At 38.3% G+C, this 18276-nt stretch carries 27 protein-coding genes; 18 read left to right on the top strand and 9 right to left on the bottom strand.

Annotated features, from left to right (window positions below; genetic code table 11):
* Positions 1 to 18 precede the first annotated feature (18 nt).
* The 14 genes from nifX to FJR08_RS01965 all read left to right on the top strand — a co-directional run bounded on the left by nifX (position 19) and on the right by FJR08_RS01965 (position 5679).
* The gene (gene nifX, locus FJR08_RS02030; protein WP_148762487.1) at positions 19 to 438 is read left to right on the top strand and encodes a nitrogen fixation protein NifX; all 420 of its coding nucleotides are present in this window, start codon (positions 19 to 21) and stop codon (positions 436 to 438) included.
* Positions 435 to 911, top strand: a complete 477-nt coding sequence (locus FJR08_RS02025) for a NifX-associated nitrogen fixation protein (protein ID WP_174782955.1) — start codon at positions 435 to 437, stop codon at positions 909 to 911. The genes nifX and FJR08_RS02025 overlap by 4 nt, the downstream gene beginning before the upstream one ends.
* A 198-nt stretch (positions 912 to 1109) precedes the next feature.
* On the top strand, positions 1110 to 1310 hold the full coding sequence (locus FJR08_RS02020) for a CCE_0567 family metalloprotein (RefSeq protein WP_015081332.1): 201 nt from the start codon (positions 1110 to 1112) through the stop codon (positions 1308 to 1310).
* On the top strand, positions 1307 to 1624 hold the full coding sequence (nifW, locus tag FJR08_RS02015; protein WP_015081333.1) for a nitrogenase-stabilizing/protective protein NifW: 318 nt from the start codon (positions 1307 to 1309) through the stop codon (positions 1622 to 1624). Before FJR08_RS02020 ends, nifW begins: the two co-directional genes overlap by 4 nt.
* A gap of 10 nt (positions 1625 to 1634) precedes the next feature.
* Entirely contained in the window at positions 1635 to 2417 is a 783-nt protein-coding gene (locus tag FJR08_RS02010; protein ID WP_168631979.1) for a ThiF family adenylyltransferase, read from the top strand.
* Positions 2418 to 2479: 62 nt separating this feature from the next.
* Positions 2480 to 2848, top strand: a complete 369-nt coding sequence (locus FJR08_RS02005) for an iron-sulfur cluster assembly accessory protein (RefSeq protein WP_015081335.1) — start codon at positions 2480 to 2482, stop codon at positions 2846 to 2848.
* Positions 2849 to 2953: 105 nt separating this feature from the next.
* Positions 2954 to 3253 carry a 2Fe-2S iron-sulfur cluster-binding protein gene (locus FJR08_RS02000; RefSeq protein WP_015081336.1) on the top strand — a complete coding sequence of 100 codons (300 nt, stop codon included), beginning with the start codon at positions 2954 to 2956 and terminating at the stop codon, positions 3251 to 3253.
* A 110-nt stretch (positions 3254 to 3363) separates the two neighbouring features.
* The gene (locus tag FJR08_RS01995; RefSeq protein ID WP_168631978.1) at positions 3364 to 3615 is read left to right on the top strand and encodes a FeoA family protein; all 252 of its coding nucleotides are present in this window, start codon (positions 3364 to 3366) and stop codon (positions 3613 to 3615) included.
* Between the two features lie 347 nt (positions 3616 to 3962).
* Positions 3963 to 4211, top strand: coding sequence for a DUF433 domain-containing protein (locus FJR08_RS01990; RefSeq protein ID WP_148762479.1), 249 nt, complete (start codon positions 3963 to 3965; stop codon positions 4209 to 4211).
* Positions 4212 to 4565, top strand: a complete 354-nt coding sequence (locus FJR08_RS01985) for a DUF5615 family PIN-like protein (protein ID WP_168631977.1) — start codon at positions 4212 to 4214, stop codon at positions 4563 to 4565.
* A 110-nt stretch (positions 4566 to 4675) separates the two neighbouring features.
* Positions 4676 to 4930, top strand: coding sequence for a DUF433 domain-containing protein (locus tag FJR08_RS01980; protein WP_168631976.1), 255 nt, complete (start codon positions 4676 to 4678; stop codon positions 4928 to 4930).
* Positions 4927 to 5235, top strand: a complete 309-nt coding sequence (locus FJR08_RS01975; RefSeq protein WP_254435663.1) for a DUF5615 family PIN-like protein — start codon at positions 4927 to 4929, stop codon at positions 5233 to 5235. The genes FJR08_RS01980 and FJR08_RS01975 overlap by 4 nt, the downstream gene beginning before the upstream one ends.
* 40 nt (positions 5236 to 5275) lie before the next feature.
* Positions 5276 to 5491 (top strand): 2-oxoisovalerate dehydrogenase, encoded by a 216-nt coding sequence (locus FJR08_RS01970; protein ID WP_168631974.1) that lies wholly within the window; start codon positions 5276 to 5278, stop codon positions 5489 to 5491.
* The gene (locus tag FJR08_RS01965; protein WP_168631973.1) at positions 5488 to 5679 is read left to right on the top strand and encodes a type II toxin-antitoxin system HicA family toxin; all 192 of its coding nucleotides are present in this window, start codon (positions 5488 to 5490) and stop codon (positions 5677 to 5679) included. Before FJR08_RS01970 ends, FJR08_RS01965 begins: the two co-directional genes overlap by 4 nt.
* 253 nt (positions 5680 to 5932) lie before the next feature.
* Here the strand turns inward: FJR08_RS01965 and FJR08_RS01960 are convergent, their stop codons facing one another.
* The 5 genes from FJR08_RS01960 to FJR08_RS01940 all read right to left on the bottom strand — a co-directional run bounded on the left by FJR08_RS01960 (position 5933) and on the right by FJR08_RS01940 (position 8051).
* Complete coding sequence (locus FJR08_RS01960; RefSeq protein WP_148762470.1) at positions 5933 to 6268, bottom strand: DUF5615 family PIN-like protein; 336 nt, start codon at positions 6266 to 6268, stop codon at positions 5933 to 5935.
* Positions 6252 to 6575 carry a DUF433 domain-containing protein gene (locus tag FJR08_RS01955; protein WP_148766892.1) on the bottom strand — a complete coding sequence of 108 codons (324 nt, stop codon included), beginning with the start codon at positions 6573 to 6575 and terminating at the stop codon, positions 6252 to 6254. Before FJR08_RS01955 ends, FJR08_RS01960 begins: the two co-directional genes overlap by 17 nt.
* Before the next feature lie 58 nt (positions 6576 to 6633).
* Entirely contained in the window at positions 6634 to 6858 is a 225-nt protein-coding gene (locus FJR08_RS01950; protein ID WP_168631972.1) for a hypothetical protein, read from the bottom strand.
* Positions 6859 to 7040: 182 nt separating this feature from the next.
* Positions 7041 to 7400 (bottom strand): hypothetical protein, encoded by a 360-nt coding sequence (locus FJR08_RS01945; RefSeq protein ID WP_217357467.1) that lies wholly within the window; start codon positions 7398 to 7400, stop codon positions 7041 to 7043.
* 117 nt (positions 7401 to 7517) lie between these two features.
* The gene (locus FJR08_RS01940) at positions 7518 to 8051 is read right to left on the bottom strand and encodes a hypothetical protein (RefSeq protein WP_168631970.1); all 534 of its coding nucleotides are present in this window, start codon (positions 8049 to 8051) and stop codon (positions 7518 to 7520) included.
* 10 nt (positions 8052 to 8061) lie between these two features.
* Here FJR08_RS01940 and FJR08_RS01935 point away from each other — a divergent pair, with 10 nt between their 5' ends.
* The 3 genes from FJR08_RS01935 (at position 8062) to FJR08_RS01925 (ending at position 11724) form a co-directional block, all read left to right on the top strand.
* Complete coding sequence (locus FJR08_RS01935; RefSeq protein ID WP_254435662.1) at positions 8062 to 8727, top strand: hypothetical protein; 666 nt, start codon at positions 8062 to 8064, stop codon at positions 8725 to 8727.
* Positions 8728 to 8944: 217 nt separating this feature from the next.
* Complete coding sequence (locus FJR08_RS01930) at positions 8945 to 11134, top strand: transglycosylase SLT domain-containing protein (protein WP_168631969.1); 2190 nt, start codon at positions 8945 to 8947, stop codon at positions 11132 to 11134.
* 5 nt (positions 11135 to 11139) lie between these two features.
* Entirely contained in the window at positions 11140 to 11724 is a 585-nt protein-coding gene (locus FJR08_RS01925; RefSeq protein ID WP_168631968.1) for a Uma2 family endonuclease, read from the top strand.
* 172 nt (positions 11725 to 11896) lie between these two features.
* Here FJR08_RS01925 and FJR08_RS01920 read toward each other — a convergent pair whose 3' ends face one another.
* The 4 genes from FJR08_RS01920 to FJR08_RS01905 form a co-directional block, all read right to left on the bottom strand.
* Positions 11897 to 12676 carry an ion transporter gene (locus tag FJR08_RS01920; RefSeq protein WP_168631967.1) on the bottom strand — a complete coding sequence of 260 codons (780 nt, stop codon included), beginning with the start codon at positions 12674 to 12676 and terminating at the stop codon, positions 11897 to 11899.
* A gap of 67 nt (positions 12677 to 12743) precedes the next feature.
* A complete protein-coding gene (locus tag FJR08_RS01915; RefSeq protein WP_168631966.1) occupies positions 12744 to 13238 on the bottom strand; it encodes a hypothetical protein in 495 nt (164 codons plus the stop codon).
* 301 nt (positions 13239 to 13539) lie between these two features.
* Positions 13540 to 15645 (bottom strand): pentapeptide repeat-containing protein, encoded by a 2106-nt coding sequence (locus FJR08_RS01910; RefSeq protein ID WP_168631965.1) that lies wholly within the window; start codon positions 15643 to 15645, stop codon positions 13540 to 13542.
* 60 nt (positions 15646 to 15705) lie between these two features.
* A complete protein-coding gene (locus tag FJR08_RS01905; RefSeq protein ID WP_148762454.1) occupies positions 15706 to 16038 on the bottom strand; it encodes a hypothetical protein in 333 nt (110 codons plus the stop codon).
* A gap of 678 nt (positions 16039 to 16716) precedes the next feature.
* On the opposite strand from FJR08_RS01905, the gene FJR08_RS01900 reads away from it, so the two are divergent.
* Positions 16717 to 18264: a protein kinase gene (locus tag FJR08_RS01900; protein ID WP_168631964.1), complete on the top strand. Its 1548-nt coding sequence runs from the start codon at positions 16717 to 16719 to the stop codon at positions 18262 to 18264.
* The last annotated feature ends 12 nt before the right edge of the window (positions 18265 to 18276 follow it).

The raw sequence follows: 18276 nt of genomic DNA, 5'->3' as shown, positions 1-18276 counted from the left end.
ACAACCAACAAAGGACAAATGAAAGTGAAAATTGCTTTTACGACAACTGACCGAATTCATGTTAATGCTCACTTTGGTTGGGCTAAGGAAATTGATGTTTATGAAATTTCCGATAACGGATATGAATTCGTTGAAACTCTCAAGTTTGAAGGTGATTTGAAGGAAGATGGTAATGAAGATAAAATTACCCCCAAACTACAAGCACTGAATGATTGCACAATTGTTTATGTTGTCGCTATTGGTGGTAGTGCAGCCGCTCGTTTAATTAAAAAGAGTGTAACCCCAGTTAAGGCTAAATCTGAAGAGGAAAAAATTGAAGATATTCTCAACAAATTAGTCAAAACTCTCAAGGGTAATCCTCCACCTTGGTTACGGAAAGCTTTAGGACAGAAAAAACTTAGTTTTGCTGAAGAACTTGAAAACGAAGCAACATTATGAGCATAAATGATGTGAATGGAACTGGTAACAATTCAGAGGTAGTTTTAACTCCTTTCCATAAATCATTAGTTCAACAAATCCGGGCGCAAGATAGTTATGGTTTTTACCGGAGTTGGACTGATGAATTAATCCTCAAACCCTATATTGTTACTAAACAAAAGAAACGGGAAATTTCCGTAGAAGGTGAAATTGATCCCGCAACTCTTTCCCGAATAAATGCTTTTTTTCGAGCGATAGCATCCAGTATTGAAAAGGAAACCGGACTCATTTCTAATGTGGTTGTGGAATTAGGACATGAGGGTTTTGGCTGGGCTTTAATATTTTCTGGACGCTTATTATTAACTGTAAAAACCTTACGTGATGCCCATCGTTTTGGTTTTGATTCCTTCGATAAATTAGACGAAGAAGGCACAAAGTTTGTGGAAAAAGGCATTGATTTAGCCAAGCGTTTCCCCGAAGTTGGCAATCTTTAATTAGTCAGTTGTCAGTAGGGGCGAAGCATTTGGAAGATAAATTATCGGTCATTGCCAAAAATATTTCTCCAAATGCTTCGCCCGTACAGTGGTCAGTGGTTAGTGGTTAGAGGAAACTTTCAAATTTGTTCTCTTCTATAGCAAATTACAACTGACAACTGACAACTGACAAAGGACAACTGACAAAGGACAAAAAATATGACAATTGAGGAAATCACCACCAAGATCAAAAAGCTAAATAGCAAAGCAGGTCAAATGAAAATGGATCTGCATGATTTAGCGGAAGGTTTGCCCACAGACTACCACAAACTAATGGATGTTGCTGCGGAAACTTACGAAATCTACTGTCAGTTAGATGGACTCAAGCAACAACTCAAAAAAATGGAGAATTCTAAATGAGTACCAATATTGATGAATTCAAGAAGTTAGTAGATGCAGAAGAATTTTTCATCTTCTTTAATCTGCCCTACGACCAAAAATTTGTAAATGTTAATCGTTTACATATTTTGAAAAAGTTTTCTCAGTTCATGAGTCAAATTGATGATACTTATCCTCAGATAAGTGACGAAGAAAGATTAGAGAAATATTGCACAGCCTTGCAACAAGCTTATCAGGTGTTTATAGAATCTACACCCCATGAACAAAAGCTGTTCAAGGTGTTTAATGATAAGCGAAAAAATGTTGTCACCCTGACAGAAATCACCTCAGATTAGGAGTTAAAAAGTGATCAACCTAACGCCTACCGAATTAGAACGCTATAGTCGCCAAATGATGCTTCCTAATTTTGGCGAAGTGGCTCAAAAACGCCTGAAGTCAGCGACTGTTTTGGTGTCGGGTGTGGGTGGATTAGGTGGTACGGCGGCGCTTTACCTAGCAGTAGCGGGTGTTGGGCGGCTAATCCTAGTCCGGGGTGGAGATTTGCGGCTGGATGATATGAATCGTCAGGTTTTGATGACTGACGACTGGGTGGGTAAACCTAGAGTATTTAAAGCCCAAGAAACACTTAAAGCCATCAATCCCGATGTCCAAGTGGATGTAGTTCACGATTACATTACCGCCGAAAATGTGGATGAGTTGGTGCAGTCGGCGGATATGGCTTTGGATTGCGCTCATAATTTCACTGAACGCAATTTGTTAAATGCAGCCTGTGTGCGCTGGCGTAAGCCCATGGTAGAGGCGGCTATGGATGGAATGGAGGCGTATCTCACCACGATTATTCCTGGTGTCACACCTTGTTTATCCTGCCTGTTTCCAGAAAAGCCTGATTGGGATCGGCGCGGTTTTTCTGTGCTGGGGGCGGTTTCTGGGACTTTGGCTTGTTTGACGGCTTTGGAAGCTGTGAAGCTGATTACTGGTTTTAGTCAACCGCTGTTGTCAGAGTTGCTGACCATTGATTTGAACCGAATGGAATTTGCTAAACGCCGTTCTCACCGCGATCGCAATTGTCCAGTCTGTGGTAATACTGCCCCTTGGAGATACTCCCAATCTCAAACTGCAAGGGTATAAAGTACCTCTTTTTTCAAATCCACATTCCAAATCAGAATATTCGCTACAGAATAGGAAACAAAATGACTGTTACTTTAACAGAAAAGGCTGAATTTCGTCTGCGGGCATTTTTAAAAGGTTCTGCAACCGAAGACGCTAAAAAGGGTGTCCGCATCTCGGTTAAAGATGGTGGTTGCAGCGGCTACGAGTATGGCATCGAAATTACCAGTAAGCCCCAACCTGATGATGTCGTATCTCAACAAGGAAATGTGTTGATTTACGTTGATGCTAAAAGTGCGCCTTTATTAGCAGGTGTGGTAGTTGATTTTGTTGAGGGAGTAATGGACAGCGGCTTCAAGTTTTCCAATCCCAATGCAACTGATACCTGCGGTTGTGGCAAGTCTTTTAAAACAGATGATGGTACTCCCACTGGTGTACCTTGCGGCCAATAGTTCAAAGTTCAAAAAATAAGCCTTTCATTTTGAATTTTGAACTCAGCCCGGGAAACTTAACTAACTCAAAAACTCACTTCATTCACGTTTGAGGAGAATTAAAAAATGGCGACCTACCAAGTAAGATTGATCAGCAAAAAAGAAGACTTCGACACCACAATTGAATGTGACGAAGACACCACAATTCTAGATGCAGCAGACGAAGCTGGGATTGAATTACCTTTCTCCTGTCACTCCGGTGCTTGTTCTAGCTGTGTAGGTAAGGTTGTTGAAGGTGAAATCAATCAAGACGATCAATCCTTCCTAGATGATGAGCAAATAGGCAAAGGATTCGCTCTATTATGTGTTACCTATCCTCGGTCTAACTCTACAATCAAGACTCACCAAGAACCTTATCTTGCTTAATACAATATCTGTCAGGGTTTAGCATTACTGAACTCTTTCAATTTCACAATGATGGAGGATGTTTATCATCTTTCATCATTTCAATTTTCACCGTTTATTTTTATAATCCAATGTTTACCCCTTTTACTATTATGGGTTGTTCTTTAGAATTGATGAAAGCAGGCGATTGTGGGATAGTTACTGTTTGTCAAAGTCAAGATGAGATAATTAGAAAAAAGCTGATATTAATGGGCATTAAAACAGGGAATACCATTACTGTAGAACAGCAATTTCCGACTTTTGTGATTAAATGTGGTGGTTTATCTATGACTATAGATCGGGAAATAGCACGGGCTATTTATGTGCGGGTGATTGAGGGGTGAAAGGATTGATTATTAACTTTTGTTTAAATTGTGATTTAAAATACGAAAATACTGTATTGTCTAAATTAGGTATTACTAATTAATTTAAATCCAAAATTATGTGTTTGAGTGATATAATTAATGAGTTAGATTGTTGAATGTCATGTTTTGAGAGGCTTTGTTAGGTTTTAAGTAGGTGGACGTGAAATAACCAAAATGTGTAACGATATGTAAATTTACCTCAATGCGTTATTGTAGTTGAGTTTTAGCCATTTCACAAAACGAAATATATTTTGATTTTCCTCCGCCCACCTACTTACTGATGTTCAAACCAACGGCAAAAACTATTACTTACCACTTGAGAATATATGATAGAACGAGAAATACTGAATCGTATTACTACAAATCCCAAAGTAATGGCTGGAAAGCCGACAATTAAGGGTACACGCTTAACCGTCGAGTATATTCTTAATCTCCTTGCACACGGTGCAACAGTCATAGAAATTTTGGAAGAATATGAAGGTTTAGTAGAAGCAGATATTCGAGCTTGTTTATTATTTGCATCTCGCTCTCTAGAAAGTACCAGTTTCATGCCTTTGATTGCGGAGATTGCCTAGATGCGATTTTTAGTAGATGAAAATACAGGTGTGACTGTCGCTCGCTGGTTACTTGAAAAAGGTCATGAAGTTTTCTCAGTTTATGAACAAGCACGGGGAATAGATGATGACACAATTATTCAAAAGGCCTTTGATGAAAATTGGATTTTGATTACTAGCGACAAAGATTTTGGCGAGAAAGTTTATCGGGATAAATACCCTCATCGAGGTGTGATTCTTCTGCGTTTGGAAAATGAACGTTCTGCCAATAAAATCTATATTTTACAACAGGTATTAGAGCAGTATAAGGAACAGTTAGCAGATAGTTTTGTAGTAGTCACTGAAACTCAGATTAGATTTGCCAGGATAAGATAATTTTTTCAATTTTTGTTGCAAAATCGAAGATTGCCACAGCCTAGCCAACCATATCTTAAACCTGAAGCAAAAGATGTTAAAATACTATAAAGTTAGAGAGATTAAATAATATGAGCTATCAAGATATTATTACCATTGAGCCAGATAAGCGGGGTGGTAAACCTTGTATTCGCCGGATGAGAATCACAGTTTATGATATTTTAGGTTGGTTAGCATCTGGTATGTCTTATGCAGAGATATTAGAGGATTTTCCCGAATTAACAGAAGACGATATTAGAGCTTGTCTAGAATTTGCTGCTGACCGTGAACATCGTTTAGTTGCTACGGTAGGTGCGGTTTTAAATTGCTTTTTGACCAAAATTTGAGTCGTAAATTAATAACTCGATTAGCAGATATTTTTTCTGATTCTAGTCATGTTCAGCTTCATGATTTAGCAGAAAAAACTGATACTGAAATTTGGGAATTTGCTAAGATCAATGATTTTTGTATCGTTACTCAAGATGTAGATTTTGCAGAGAGAAGCCGTTTGTATAGTTCTCCACCTAAAGTTATATGGTTACGCTGTGGAAATGCACCAACACAAGTAGTTGAATCTCTACTGCGTTCTGGGGTGGAAGCAATTCAAAAATTGCTTGATAATCCCAATCTGGATTGTTTAGAATTGTATTAGTAAAAATTTGGTATTAATAGTAAATGGTGGGTTACGGTGTATGAACATAGAAGAAATTATTTTTTTGGTGGAAGAAGATCAGGAAGGTGGTTATATTGCTAAAGCAGTTAATCAATCAATATTTACCCAAGCTGATAGTCTTCCAGAACTGCGAGAATTGATTAAAGATGCCGTTCATTGTCATTATCCTGATGAGCCAAATCGTCCTCAATTGATTCGTCTACATATTGTTCGTGATGAGGTAATTGCTTCATGAAGTTACCCAGAGACTTATCAGGGGATGCACTGGTTAAAGCTTTAAGTAAATTAGGATATGTTATTGATCACCAAACAGGTAGTCATATTCGATTGACAACTCAAGAAAATGGTAAACATCACATTACTATTCCTAATCATAGTCCAATTAAAATTGGGACTCTTAGAGGATGTTTTAAAAGTTTTTAATGTGGAAACAGACCCCTCTCCAAACCTCTCCCCTGGTAGGGGAGAGGCTTTAAAAACCCCATTCCCTTGTAGGGAAGGGGGGAAGGGGGGTTAGGTTTTTGGAGATTATGGGTTTCATATAATACTTTTCAAACAACCTCTTAGTGCCATTTTACGTGATATTGATAACCATTTTAATTTTACCCGCGATGAATGCCTAACTCAATTATTTGAATAGTGGTTGACTGTGTTGGAATCAAAAGCAATTTAATTTTCACAAAAATTCAAGTTGATTTTTCATATCTCCTGGTTCAAGTGTTTCCCAAATCAGAATTAAAGTATTTAAAATTTCACCAATTGAACGGCGTTTCTGATCACAATACGTAATTCCTGCATGAGTTATACCGCTACGATGAAGAATAACAAAATCATCATCATGAGTAATCAATATCCGATTTTCAGATAACGCAAAAGCAATTTGTTCTCTGTCTGATACACCCATTAATCCGGTTTCTGACGTTGTAGTAACATTGATTCCTCGACGATGTAAACCTAACGCGATCGCATTACTAACACTTTCATCTAAATGAAATTTAATTCTCTCTATCATTGCGTTTTTTCAGTTTTTGTTGCAGAATCGAAGGAGTTTGTGCTTGAATTTCTTGGATTAAAGCCTCTGATTCTGATATTTGTTGCCTAATTTCTTCCCGATGATCATGATAGTATGCTAAAGCAGCATAGACATCAGACAAGGTAATACTAGGATAATGGTAGAGAATTTCATCAGGAGACATTCCCATTTGTTCATGCCAAATCACAATATCCTGAACTCGAATCCGATGTCCAGCAATGCGAGGTTTTCCTCCACAAATACCAGGAGTGATTTCAATATGTTCTTTGATTACGTTGACGGACATAGTATTATCAAGAGAATTATTTGCTCTAATTATATCACTAAAATCTGATAATTTAAGTTTATTTTTTATATTCTTGAATTGTTTGATAGTCCCCATTTTGATAAGCTTGACGAGCTTCTGCAATTTCGGAAATAATTTGGGAATTTTGTTCTATTAAATCTTCTTCATCTTCTAAAAGTTGTTCTTCTAGAAATTCTAAAAGTTGATGTTTTTCTTGTAAATTGAGAGACGAAATTGCCGCAATTAATGATTCAAAGGGAATTTGTAAGTTAACTACTGTCATTATTGATAATCCTTTTTAGATTAGTTATATTTTTAATTATGTCATATTTTTAGCTAATATACTACCAGAGAGAGAAATTATAACTATAGGGTAGGTTAGCAACAATACAAAGAAGGTGCGTTACGCGATCGCTAACACACCCTACAAAACTATCACGCAAATCAAAACTTGATTTTAGATAATTATACCTGTCGATCATGTCTGGATGTTTGAAACTCTTCAAGATACTTTTTAGGATCTTTTTTAAATAACTTATATCTTAAATTATTGACCCTTAGAATTGCTTCAGACATTTTAGAGAGATAAATGTCATAGTCAGAGTCTTCGGAACTTCTAGCTGAGAAAGTATTGATTGCACTACTGATCTGACTTTCTATCCTATCTATTCTTGAATACAAATCATCTACATTTTCTTTTTTGATAAGTTTACATGGAAAATTCCAGGTAGTTACATCTTTAAGTAAATTGATTTCTGTTTCCAATTCATTTAGTTGAGCTTGCCAGTCTAATAACTTTTTTTGGAATGGATTTGCCATACTCATTTCTTAAAAACTCCTTCAAGGGTTTGATCTGAAATAATGGTGTGATATTTCATGAACTTTACTCTGCAAGTGTTTCACCATAATTATCAGTAGAATCTGAATTTTTAATTATTGTTTCTATCTCCCCCCCAGAAGTTTTTGACGGGTTCCAGATAAAAGACGAGAGAAGAAAGAAGAGGTCTCTCCAAGAGCAGGAGTAACTACTAGATTTGCAATCTCAATAGTTGATATAGTTATTGATTGAAGTGCATATTGCACTCCTCTAATCAAGTTCATAAATGCACCAAATAAATTATTTGATGCTAAGAATGTCGACATATCTTCTAAATAGCTGTCAATCACAGTAGGCGTGGTGTTAATCTGGTCAAGTATTTCGTTAATTGATTTAACCTCTTCCAATACTTTTGGAGTAACTTTGATTTTCTGTAAACTATTTTTTGTTGTCTCAACTGCTTTTTTAGCTGATTCTTTCTCCTGTACAATTGCTTTTACTTGTGATTCTATATCTCGAACCTTTGATTCTAAATTAAACGCATTAAAATCAAAAAAACCAACTTGGTAAACCTGACTAGATAAAGCTACAGTTTTTTGAAGCAGATTTTCTAATTTTGTCTGCACAATGTGGCATTGATCAAGAACTGGTTGAAGCATACTTAATTTTTTGTGTTACTTTTCGGTTATCCTACACCACTTACCCAAACCTGAAAAGCGGAAAAAAGCGGATCGCAAAAAAAAATTACAAACAGACGGAAAAAGTCTGAAAAATACGGATAAAGTCTGCTATCATTACTTGTGTCGCGTTACATTTTTAGCCATGCAGGTTAACGAACTACTACAACTTGTGGATGAGGCTGTCTATCTCAACACAGGCAATCATCTCAACGACTTGCAGCGTGGAGTTATTGAGGGGACACTAAAGCATCAAAAGTATGCTGATATTGCTGAAGATTGTGGTTGTAGCGCGGGTCATGCAAAGGATGTAGGTTACGAACTTTTAAAAATGTTATCTGATATTTTTGATGAACCAGTTGATAAAAGTAATCTTAAATCAGTTCTAGAACGACAGGGAAATGTGAATATTTCTTTGGGTGATAATAGTAAAATTAATAGTAATTTAATTGGCTGTATAAATCTTGGTTCTAAACAACCTAAAACTAAACCAGATAAAAGTCATGCTGGTAATTCTAAACTAAAGCAAAAAGATCAGAATAAAACTCAGATAGAAAAAATTGATAAATTACGGTATTTTGGCTTAAATGATGAGCAAATTGCAGAGGTATTAGAGTTACCTTTAGAGGTAATTAAACAAGTGGAATCAGATAATTGACCAATAGTAGTGTACATAAAATATTAACGCCATAATAACTGCTTGCCATTTCGACCCATTGCCACAAACTCGAAGAGAGATTATATTTATCCAAATAGGCGGAAAGTCCTGCATCATAGCCGTAAAAATTGGTCAGGGATGTTACCCTAATGATAAAGTTGCCAGAAGATTAATCGCCAACTTTCCCCGTGAGACACTAGGCAATCAGTGAGTATCAATGTTCAAAAAACTACAGAAAACACAAATTTATCTACTTGCGGGCGCTGGACTATGTGCCTTTTTAGCCGGGGCAATGGTGTCAGCCCCCCAAGTTGGCAAAACCGTGAGTCAATGGTTGAACTTGAGTCAGGGTAAGCCGGAAAAACTATCTGAGGCTACCAAAGTTAAGTCAGTTGTATTTTCTCTATTGTCTCAATCTGTACCAGAAAGATTAACAAAACTCACGGAAATTGCTCAAACAGGTAGTTCCCCAGATCGAGAACGCGCCCGTTATTTGCTCTCTTGTGATTACGTAGAAACTTCTCAAGGGAAAAAAGCCCTGAGTTTATTGACAGGACTGGAAAAAGATTATCCTGTATTAGCACCTTATATTTTACTTAAACAAGCCCAGGCTCATGATATTTTGGGCGAAGATAAGCAAGCTTCCGATTTGCGCCGCAGGGTGTTAAAGGAATATGGTAAAGAAGCAGCCGCAGTTAAAGCTATATATGCGATCGCTCAACCAAAATTGTCTGATCAAGCGATCGCTCAATTTCCCTCCCATCCCCTCACTTGGGAAATTATCCGCAAACGCTTAAAAGATAATCCTAATCAGCCTAAGTTACAATTAATCTTAGCTAAATACGCCGCTGACGAACCAGGAATTGTGGGTGTATTAAATCAGTTAATAAAACAGCCACAACTCAAACCCGCAGATTGGGAACTGATTGGTTCAGTCTATTGGGATAACAATGAATTTACCAAAGCTAAAAATGCTTATATTCAAGCACCAAAAACCGCTACCAACCTCTACCGCATCGCCAGAGGATTACAATTAAATAAAGAACAAGATCAAGCCATTGAAGTTTATAAACAACTGCTACAAAAGTTTCCCACAGCCAAAGAAACAGCTATAGCCCTATTAAGATTGTCCGACATAGCTACGGGTAAAGACTCTATTATCTATCTCGACCAAGTAATTAGTCAATTTCCTGATCAAGCACCTCAAGCATTAGTTAAAAAAGGGACTTTGCTGGATAGTCTCAAAGATAATCAATCAGCTAACACAACATGGAAATTATTAGTAGGTAAATATAGTAGCAGTGATGAAGCCGCTGAATTTCGCTGGAAAATTGCCCAAACTAAAGCTAAAAACAACGACTATCTAGGTGCGTGGCAATGGGCGCAACCAATTACTATTAATAACAAAACTAGTATTTTAGCCCCTAGAGCCGGATTTTGGGTAGGTAAATGGGCAACGACACTAGGCAAGCAACAGGAAGCTATTACTGCTTATAAGTCTGTAATTAGTGAATTTCCTTACTCTTATTATGCCTGGCGTTCTGCGAGTATTTTGGGTTTAAATGTGGGAGATTTTAACAATCTGCGCGTGATGAATCCGGCAATTATCCCCCCGCAACGTCCTGTTCCACCAGCGGGTTCTGAGACTTTTCATGAATTGTATTTGCTGGGGCAAGATCGTGATGCCTGGTTGCAATGGGAAACAGAATTTAAAAATAAAAATCAGCCTAGTGTCGCGGAACAATTTACCGAAGGATTGATGAAATTAACTAAAGGTGAATATCTCATTGGTATTGACAAAATTGCTAAATTAGAAGACCGAGAAACACCCGCTGAAAAAGCCGAATATGCAGCTTTAAGTCAACAAGCTATTTATTGGCAAGCCCGTTATCCCTTTCCTTATTTTAAAGAAATTGAAAAATGGTCTACTTCCCGGCAACTTAATCCCCTGTTAGTTACGGCTTTAATGCGCCAAGAATCTCGCTTTCAGGCGAAAGTTAAATCCCCCGTTGGTGCAACTGGTTTAATGCAAATTATGCCCAGTACAGGGGCATGGATAGCCCCACAAATCGGTTTAGATTTTAAAAAAATTAATCTAGAAAATCCCAGCGATAACATTATGTTGGGGACTTGGTATTTAGATTATACCCATCAACAGTACGGCAATAATTCCATGTTAGCGATCGCTAGTTATAATGCCGGACCTGGTAACGTTGCCAAATGGCTGCAAACCATCCCCAAACAAGATCCAGATGAGTTTGTGGAAGGAATTCCTTTTGATGAAACTAAAAATTATGTTCGGCAAGTTTTTGGTAATTATTGGAATTATCTGCGACTTTATAACCCAGAAGTTTCTGCCACAGTCAGTAAATACTCGGAAGCACACCCCAAATTACCACCCAATTGATATCTATGATTGCAACTCCCAGCTATAACTATCTTTCCCCCGTCGAATATCTCCAAGGGGAAGAAACCAGCCCTATTAAGCATGAATACAGAGACGGAGAAGTGTACGCAATGGCAGGGGCTAGTAATACTCATGTCATTATTACACTCAATATTGCTTCTCTGCTGAGAAATCATCTGCGTGGCCGTGGCTGTCAAGCTTACATTGCCGATACCAAGGCACATATTGAATCAATTAATACCTATTACTATCCTGATGTCATAGTCAGTTGCGACCAAAAAGATAAAGCCTTTAATAACTTTTTGCGTTATCCCTGTTTAATTATCGAAGTTTTATCTCCCACAACAGAAGCCTTTGATAGAGGTGATAAATTTGCTGACTATCGAAATTTAGAATCACTTCAGGAATATGTGTTGATAAGTCAAACGCGGGTAAATTTCGACATTTTCCGGCGTAATTCCGAGGGACAGTGGGGATTTTACAGTTATGGACAAGGGGAAAATGTGCATTTAGCAAGTGTAGATTTTCACTGTCCGATAGAAGATGTCTATGAAGATGTGAATTTTGAATCTCCTACTGGAGAAAATTGACCTAAGTAGGTGAACACAATAAAACCAAACTGTGTAAAGAAATGTAAAATCGCTGAAAACTTCTTTACTCTTGCCTCTTGCCTCTTGCCTCTTGCCTCTTGCCTCTTGCCTCTTGCCTCTTGCCTCTTGCCTCTTGCCTCTTGCCTCTTGCCTAGTGCTATGACGACAATTTTCAATTATCAATTATCAATTGTTTACCACACCTTTTACAAAATCCAGCATCTGTATCATGAAACGCTAAACCGCACCCTTGACAAACAGTTTCCACCTGATTTGCAGTTTTTACCAATCGTCTAATTAAGTCGCCAATTTGCCACGGAATCAGAGCCACTCCTGTTAAAATCATCAATACTGTCAGTAACCGACCTAATTCAGAAATGGGAATCACATCACCAAATCCCACCGTTGTCATTGTGACAACGGAGAAATAAAAGGCATCTAAAAAAGTATCAAAATTCTGAGGATTAACTGGATGTTCAACTTGATAAATGAAGCCAGAAAAAATAAAAACTATAGCAAATAAAGTAAATAATATTCTGGCAAAAATTACACTATCTTCATTACTAATACTACCAAATAAAAATTTTTTATCAATAAATCTCAGTAAACGGAGAATTCTCACCCAGCGGAATAACCGAATAAAACTAATATCTACCAATCCGATAAAAGATGGCAAAATTGAGATTAAATCAATAATTGCATAAAAACTCAGAATATATTTAATTCTATTTTTTGTACTCCATAAGCGGAGTAAATATTCCCCAGCAAAAATCATTAATATGCAATCATCTAATCCTCTTAACTGCCAGCGAGCTTCTTGAGAGAGATCATAGGTTTCCGCGACAAAAATTCCCGAAGATACTAAAACCAATAAAGCAATAGTTACACTAATTACCTTACCTACAGGAGTTTCTAGGTCTGTTAAGTAAAACTCTAATTTTTCTCGGTTCATCTCGGTTCAGCACCATCTTTTCAAGAACTCAAAAATTAAAAAATTATTACCAATGACAAATGACGAATTAAAACCTTAACCCAACTCCACCTTGTAAAGATAAAGCTGTACCACCAGTATTCCGGTAGGCATCAAAAGCAATAATAGCATTACCAAAAATCACAGTATTACTATTAGGAATAACATAATCAATGCCTGGTTGCAAAGCAAAGCTAATTTTATTACCTACAGGAGAAGCTGTATCACCACTAGTTAAGACTAAACCAGCACCTAAATAAACATCAGTTTGCCAGTTGAGAGGGAGGTCATAGGAAACAGTCGGGACTATGGCTGTGCCTTTACCAATTAACGCTTGAGCGCGGAAAGAAATGGGTGTTTCTAGTAACTTGTAACGAAAAGCCAGGACTCCACCCAATTGCGTACCATCTGTCAATCCCACAGTTGGACCAATACCAACATAGCTACCATAAGCTACTTGAGCTTGTACTGGTTGAGAGTTTACAGCTAAACTCAAAACGGTTCCCATTCCCATTACCCCAAGCCAACACTGAAAATGCTTCATTACCCTACTCCTGACACAATCTGTATTTAATATAACTTAGAGGGTGTTTGAAAAGTTTTGAATGTATAGACTGACCCCTCTCCAAACCTCTCCCCTGCAAGGGGAGAGGCTTTAAAACCCCCATTCCCTTGCAGGGAAGGGGGGTAGGGGGGTTAGGTTTTTGGAGATTACTGGTTTGATATAATACTTTTCAAACAACCCTTAGCAATACCTTCGCCTTGAAAAAAGCCTTGATTCGTAGGTTGGGTTGAAGCATGAAACCCAACGCATTTGTTGGGTTGCGCCTCATCCCCTCATACCATTATGGACAACGAGAATGTAGTCCACCTTGAGTACAAATAAATGCCAGTTGTTGAGGATCTAAATTTTTAGCTTTAGTAAAATCTACTCCTTTGATTGAGGCATTTTGAGAACCAATATCAGGTGTTTCCACAAACTGATCTGCGGGATTTTGTTTACCGGCAAAGAGGATTGTACCTTGAAAATTTGCTCCGTCCACATTTGCTTTTCGTAAATCAGCCCGACTTAAATCAGCATTTTGCAAATTGGCGTTTTCTAAGTTAGCGGAACGCAAACTAACACCAGTCAGCCGAGTAGCAGTTAAGTTAGCATCGCTGAGATTAGCATAATCTAAATAGGCTTCAGATAAATCTGCACCTTGCCAATCAGTTTTGGTTAAATTTGCATAAGCTAATTGTGTCCCAATAGCAGAAACACGCACTAAACGAGCAGCATATAAATTTGCTTCTGTTAAATTAGCATTGCTTAAATCTGCATTTATCAAGCTGGCATTTTCTAAAATCGCATTTCGTAAATCTGTACCTACTAACTGGGTACTACTGAGATTAGCAGCAAATAAGCGGGTGTAGGATAAGTTGGCTTTGTTGAGATTAGCCCGACTTAAATCACTCCGACTCATGGAAACACGGCTCAAGTTAGTATTACTTAAATTAGCTGCCTTTAACTGGACGTTGTTTAAATCTGCAATCACATCATCGTAAGTATCCCAACGTCCATCTTCACCGACGCTGCGAAAACGGCTACCTTGGAAATTAGCTTGGTTAAGATTTGCCGATTTCAAGACAATTCCTGATAAATCAATGTTGTTTAATACCAGGTTAAATAAGGACTTTCCCCCAGATGCTTGAGAACCTAATTCAGCTTTACTCAAGTCAATATTGTTAATTTTGCCACTATAGACAGCCAGAATTTTATTAATTACCTGCTGAGTCAGAATTAACTGGTTTTGTCTAATGTCCGAATTAGGACTTTTACCCATAGATGCTAGTTCTTCCGCGAGAAACTGATTCATCCGGTTTAATTCCGGGATAGCTTTAAAACCAGTATTAGTTAAAGCTTGTTGAATAGTATCCAGGGTTTTGGGGTCTGTTTCCTTGACTAATAAGTCAATTAATAATTTGATGGATTGTTTATCATCTATAGTCCCCAAGGCTAACACTGCTCTTTGTCGATCTTCATTAGTAACACCGCTGCTGGGATTTAGTGCTTTGATGAGTTCGATAAACTTTTGACTATTAGTTTGTTCGCTTCTCCGTTGGCTTTCTTGGGTTTGGATATAGATTTGTGTACCGACTAAAGTTGATAGTACAGCAATCATACTAGTCAGCCCTACCAAAAACAGACTGAGATAAGAATTATTTTTGGGGACTGGAGTGGAACTAGATTTTTGAGTTGCAGCACTATCTACATCAGCTTCGTTTATTGTTGACTGCTCCCCAGGATGACTAACCGTGCTGGTTGCATCTATTGTGTATGTTCCTGCTATTTGATCATGGAAAGAGCGGCGATGCTTTTGGACAGTCCAGCCCTTAGACTCTGCTAGGATCATTAACATCGTTAAAGATGTAAACAGAGCTAAGTTGGGGAAAATAAAGCTGTAACGCCAGAGTAGATAAGCGGCAGAAACTGGTACTGTCCAACGCCCTAATCCTTCTCTAACTATGATTGCACCTAAGCCTGGGGCTGTTCCGGCTGCGGTTACTACTCGCACTCTAAACCACCGTTTGGGAATGGTGCTGCCAGTTTTAGCTAATAAATATAATTGCCAAGCACCGAAGCTGGTGGGTAATAATAGGGCTAATGTCCATAAGATATTAGTCGGCCAAGCGACGTTGCGAATACCGTAACTGACAGGTAATGCGAGGGGTCTAGCGATCGCTTTTTCTGTGACTACGAGAACAGGGTTAAGAGGAACTCGCTGGATCTCACTCCGAGAATTTACATACACGCCCAAAGCATAAGGAACTAAACCACTGGCAATAAAGAGGGTGATTTCCACCGTCCAAGCCACAAAACGCCTGGTTGCTAATGGTGTAATTTTAGCTTTCTTCGGTTCTTTGGAGCGGCTAGACTGACTACTACTTTTGCCGATCATTGGATTTGCCATTGAATAATTACCTGTGATTTTTTTTACGCGACTATTGGCATGATTAAAATAGGCTATTGCTTATTTTGCCTTTCTATTAGCAATAAAAAATTTGTATCCAAGATACACTAACACTGCCAACATCGCTAGACTCATAACAGAAGCAACTAGAGCAAATACTGTTTGCACCATCCAAACAGTTAACAACATGACAATACCTGTGACTGCCAGCTTTTTAATTGTTGATAAACTATTAAACCAATTTCTGGATCTTTGTAAATACAAGTTCCATTGAGAAAACCCTGTCAGAGGTGTCTGTGCTTCTGGTTGCGGAGGATTAACACCAGCAGATTTAATTTCTGCTGCTAGATTTTGGAGACGACGCTGCAAATCTTCTTCTGGTTGAGAGTTCATAAATTTTTATTGATCATGATCAATGAATTTAACATCGGATTCTGTTTTAGCTAAAAAAAAGAAATATTCAGAAATTATGACTGATACTCAGGGAAGATGGTAAGTAGGTGAACACAATAAAACCAAACTGTGTAAAGAAACGTAAAATCGCTGAAAACTTCTTTACTCTTTACTCTTGCCTCTGGTTACTGAGCGAAGTCGAAGTATTGCCTATTGCCTAGTGCTATAACGACAGTTTTCAACGCCAACCTACTTAATAGGGCATTGATTTTAGAGGGAAAGTTAGGCAGATTTTTCTGATTTTGGGAAGTTAATTCCGGATATTTTACCGTTGAGTCGAGAACTTTTCTCGCCAAAACAAGCTCTTTAAAGATCAACCCACCCCCAACCTCCACCTCGAAGAGCGAGGAGGGGGTTATGATGTAGTTTATTCAAGTGCATACCGCCATATCGCACAATATTTCATCAGAATCAAAAACCGTTGTCATAATAGGTCAGGAGTGTGGATTAAATAAAGTGTAAAAGATAGGGTGTGTAAAGCTATGCGACCATGGCTACGCTAAAGCAAAGCCTAATGCACCATTTCCGATCAAATCAGAATTGCAGGTTATTAAATTTGCGTTCCTAAGAGTGCTATAACCCAGTTAATTATCTGCTCATTTAAGACTGAAAAACCCTATGTTAGCAGGCACAATTTTGCAGAATGGAAAATATACCATCCTCCAGGAAATAGGGCGGGGCGGATTTGGTGTTACCTTTAAAGCTATGCACCACTATTTAGGTCAAGAAGTGGTGATGAAAACTATCAATGAGAGGTTGCGACAACATCCCGATTTCCCTAAGTTCCAGCGCCAATTTCAAGATGAAGCTAAAAGATTAGCCGCTTGTGTTCATCCTCATATTGTCCGGGTAAGTGACTTTTTTGAGGAAGATAGTTTACCTTATATGGTGATGGAATACATTCGCGGAGACACCTTAGGTGCAGCATTTGTTTTACCAGGAATACCCCTACCGGAAGCTACAGCCATTCATTATATCCGTCAAATAGGCGCGGCATTGCAGGTGGTACATAATAATGGTTTATTGCACCGAGATATTAAACCAGATAATATTATTTTGCGTCAAGGAACGCAGGAAGTAGTGCTAATTGATTTTGGCATTGCTAGAGAATTTAATAACGGAGCAAAACAGACACATACAGGTTTAGTCAGTGAAGGTTATGCACCCATTGAACAGTATCTAACTCAAGCACAACGAACAGCAGCTACAGATGTTTATGGTTTAGCAGCGACTTTATATGCACTGTTAACTGCACAAGTTCCTATACCTGCATTACTGCGAGATCGGGAAAAAATGCCCTCTCCCCGTGAATTACAACCTCATCTGAGTGGGGCTGTGAATCAAGCAGTTAGCCGAGGAATGGCTGTAGAACCTCAGTTTCGTCCGACAACAGTAGCAGAATGGCTGCAACTACTACCGGGAAATGGGCTAAATGTGACATCATCAACTTTAGCGACTCAAGCAGTACAGACTATTAATTTATCGGATTTAAAATCCAAAAATTTCCTCAAAAAAGCTACTCCCCGTCCTATTGCTACACCACCAAAAGTCGCAAATACAGGCAAAAAAGCAGGTGTATCGAAGGGAATTGTGAGCATTAGTATTGCCTTAATTGCCGCTACGGCAGGTTTTAGTATGACGCGGATATTATCAAAACCTAATTTACAATCATCACCTAAACCAGTTATTAAACAATCTACTTCCGAATCTATTCCACCCAAACCTGTCGTGGAAATATCACCATCATCTCCAAATCAAAAAATTCAAAATTCCTCTTTTAATGAATCTGTACCACTGAGAGTCAGGAGAAAACGCAAAAATACTCCTGTTTCCCCAGAACCAACCCCTACTAATAATAGTAGTGATGAAGAAAAAGCCCCTGAGAATAACAACTCTCAGCCCACTCCAACCCCGAATACTACAATTAATAAATCAACACCGGTTGTGACTTCTTCACCATCCTTAATGGATACCCTGCGTGACGCTAAAGAATCCCAGAAAGCTTCTCCACCTCCAGAAAATACTGCACCGGAATCTAATCCCGTAGTCACCCCACCCCAGGAATCTCAACCAGAAAATTCTTCGGCTGTAGTCGTCCCGACTGTAGAAATAAACCAAAATCAAGTGCCGGAAAGTCATCAGCAAAAGGAAGAAAAGCCGCAATAATCATTATTTGCA

Origin of the sequence: Dolichospermum sp. UHCC 0260 (assembly GCF_009711985.1) — a bacterium.
In the GTDB taxonomy this organism is placed as follows: domain Bacteria; phylum Cyanobacteriota; class Cyanobacteriia; order Cyanobacteriales; family Nostocaceae; genus Dolichospermum; species Dolichospermum lemmermannii.
This window is presented reverse-complemented; position numbering and strand designations above follow the sequence as displayed.

Coding starts and splice junctions, on each gene's coding strand:
- nifX (WP_148762487.1), top strand. CDS start 19: ATGAAAGTGAAAATTGCTTTTACGACAACTGACCGAATTCATGTTAAT.
- FJR08_RS02025 (WP_174782955.1), top strand. CDS start 435: ATGAGCATAAATGATGTGAATGGAACTGGTAACAATTCAGAGGTAGTT.
- FJR08_RS02020 (WP_015081332.1), top strand. CDS start 1,110: ATGACAATTGAGGAAATCACCACCAAGATCAAAAAGCTAAATAGCAAA.
- nifW (WP_015081333.1), top strand. CDS start 1,307: ATGAGTACCAATATTGATGAATTCAAGAAGTTAGTAGATGCAGAAGAA.
- FJR08_RS02005 (WP_015081335.1), top strand. CDS start 2,480: ATGACTGTTACTTTAACAGAAAAGGCTGAATTTCGTCTGCGGGCATTT.
- FJR08_RS02000 (WP_015081336.1), top strand. CDS start 2,954: ATGGCGACCTACCAAGTAAGATTGATCAGCAAAAAAGAAGACTTCGAC.
- FJR08_RS01995 (WP_168631978.1), top strand. CDS start 3,364: ATGTTTACCCCTTTTACTATTATGGGTTGTTCTTTAGAATTGATGAAA.
- FJR08_RS01990 (WP_148762479.1), top strand. CDS start 3,963: ATGATAGAACGAGAAATACTGAATCGTATTACTACAAATCCCAAAGTA.
- FJR08_RS01985 (WP_168631977.1), top strand. CDS start 4,212: ATGCGATTTTTAGTAGATGAAAATACAGGTGTGACTGTCGCTCGCTGG.
- FJR08_RS01980 (WP_168631976.1), top strand. CDS start 4,676: ATGAGCTATCAAGATATTATTACCATTGAGCCAGATAAGCGGGGTGGT.
- FJR08_RS01970 (WP_168631974.1), top strand. CDS start 5,276: ATGAACATAGAAGAAATTATTTTTTTGGTGGAAGAAGATCAGGAAGGT.
- FJR08_RS01965 (WP_168631973.1), top strand. CDS start 5,488: ATGAAGTTACCCAGAGACTTATCAGGGGATGCACTGGTTAAAGCTTTA.
- FJR08_RS01960 (WP_148762470.1), bottom strand. CDS start 6,268: ATGATAGAGAGAATTAAATTTCATTTAGATGAAAGTGTTAGTAATGCG.
- FJR08_RS01955 (WP_148766892.1), bottom strand. CDS start 6,575: ATGTCCGTCAACGTAATCAAAGAACATATTGAAATCACTCCTGGTATT.
- FJR08_RS01950 (WP_168631972.1), bottom strand. CDS start 6,858: ATGACAGTAGTTAACTTACAAATTCCCTTTGAATCATTAATTGCGGCA.
- FJR08_RS01945 (WP_217357467.1), bottom strand. CDS start 7,400: ATGAGTATGGCAAATCCATTCCAAAAAAAGTTATTAGACTGGCAAGCT.
- FJR08_RS01940 (WP_168631970.1), bottom strand. CDS start 8,051: ATGCTTCAACCAGTTCTTGATCAATGCCACATTGTGCAGACAAAATTA.
- FJR08_RS01930 (WP_168631969.1), top strand. CDS start 8,945: ATGTTCAAAAAACTACAGAAAACACAAATTTATCTACTTGCGGGCGCT.
- FJR08_RS01925 (WP_168631968.1), top strand. CDS start 11,140: ATGATTGCAACTCCCAGCTATAACTATCTTTCCCCCGTCGAATATCTC.
- FJR08_RS01920 (WP_168631967.1), bottom strand. CDS start 12,676: ATGAACCGAGAAAAATTAGAGTTTTACTTAACAGACCTAGAAACTCCT.
- FJR08_RS01915 (WP_168631966.1), bottom strand. CDS start 13,238: ATGAAGCATTTTCAGTGTTGGCTTGGGGTAATGGGAATGGGAACCGTT.
- FJR08_RS01910 (WP_168631965.1), bottom strand. CDS start 15,645: ATGGCAAATCCAATGATCGGCAAAAGTAGTAGTCAGTCTAGCCGCTCC.
- FJR08_RS01905 (WP_148762454.1), bottom strand. CDS start 16,038: ATGAACTCTCAACCAGAAGAAGATTTGCAGCGTCGTCTCCAAAATCTA.
- FJR08_RS01900 (WP_168631964.1), top strand. CDS start 16,717: ATGTTAGCAGGCACAATTTTGCAGAATGGAAAATATACCATCCTCCAG.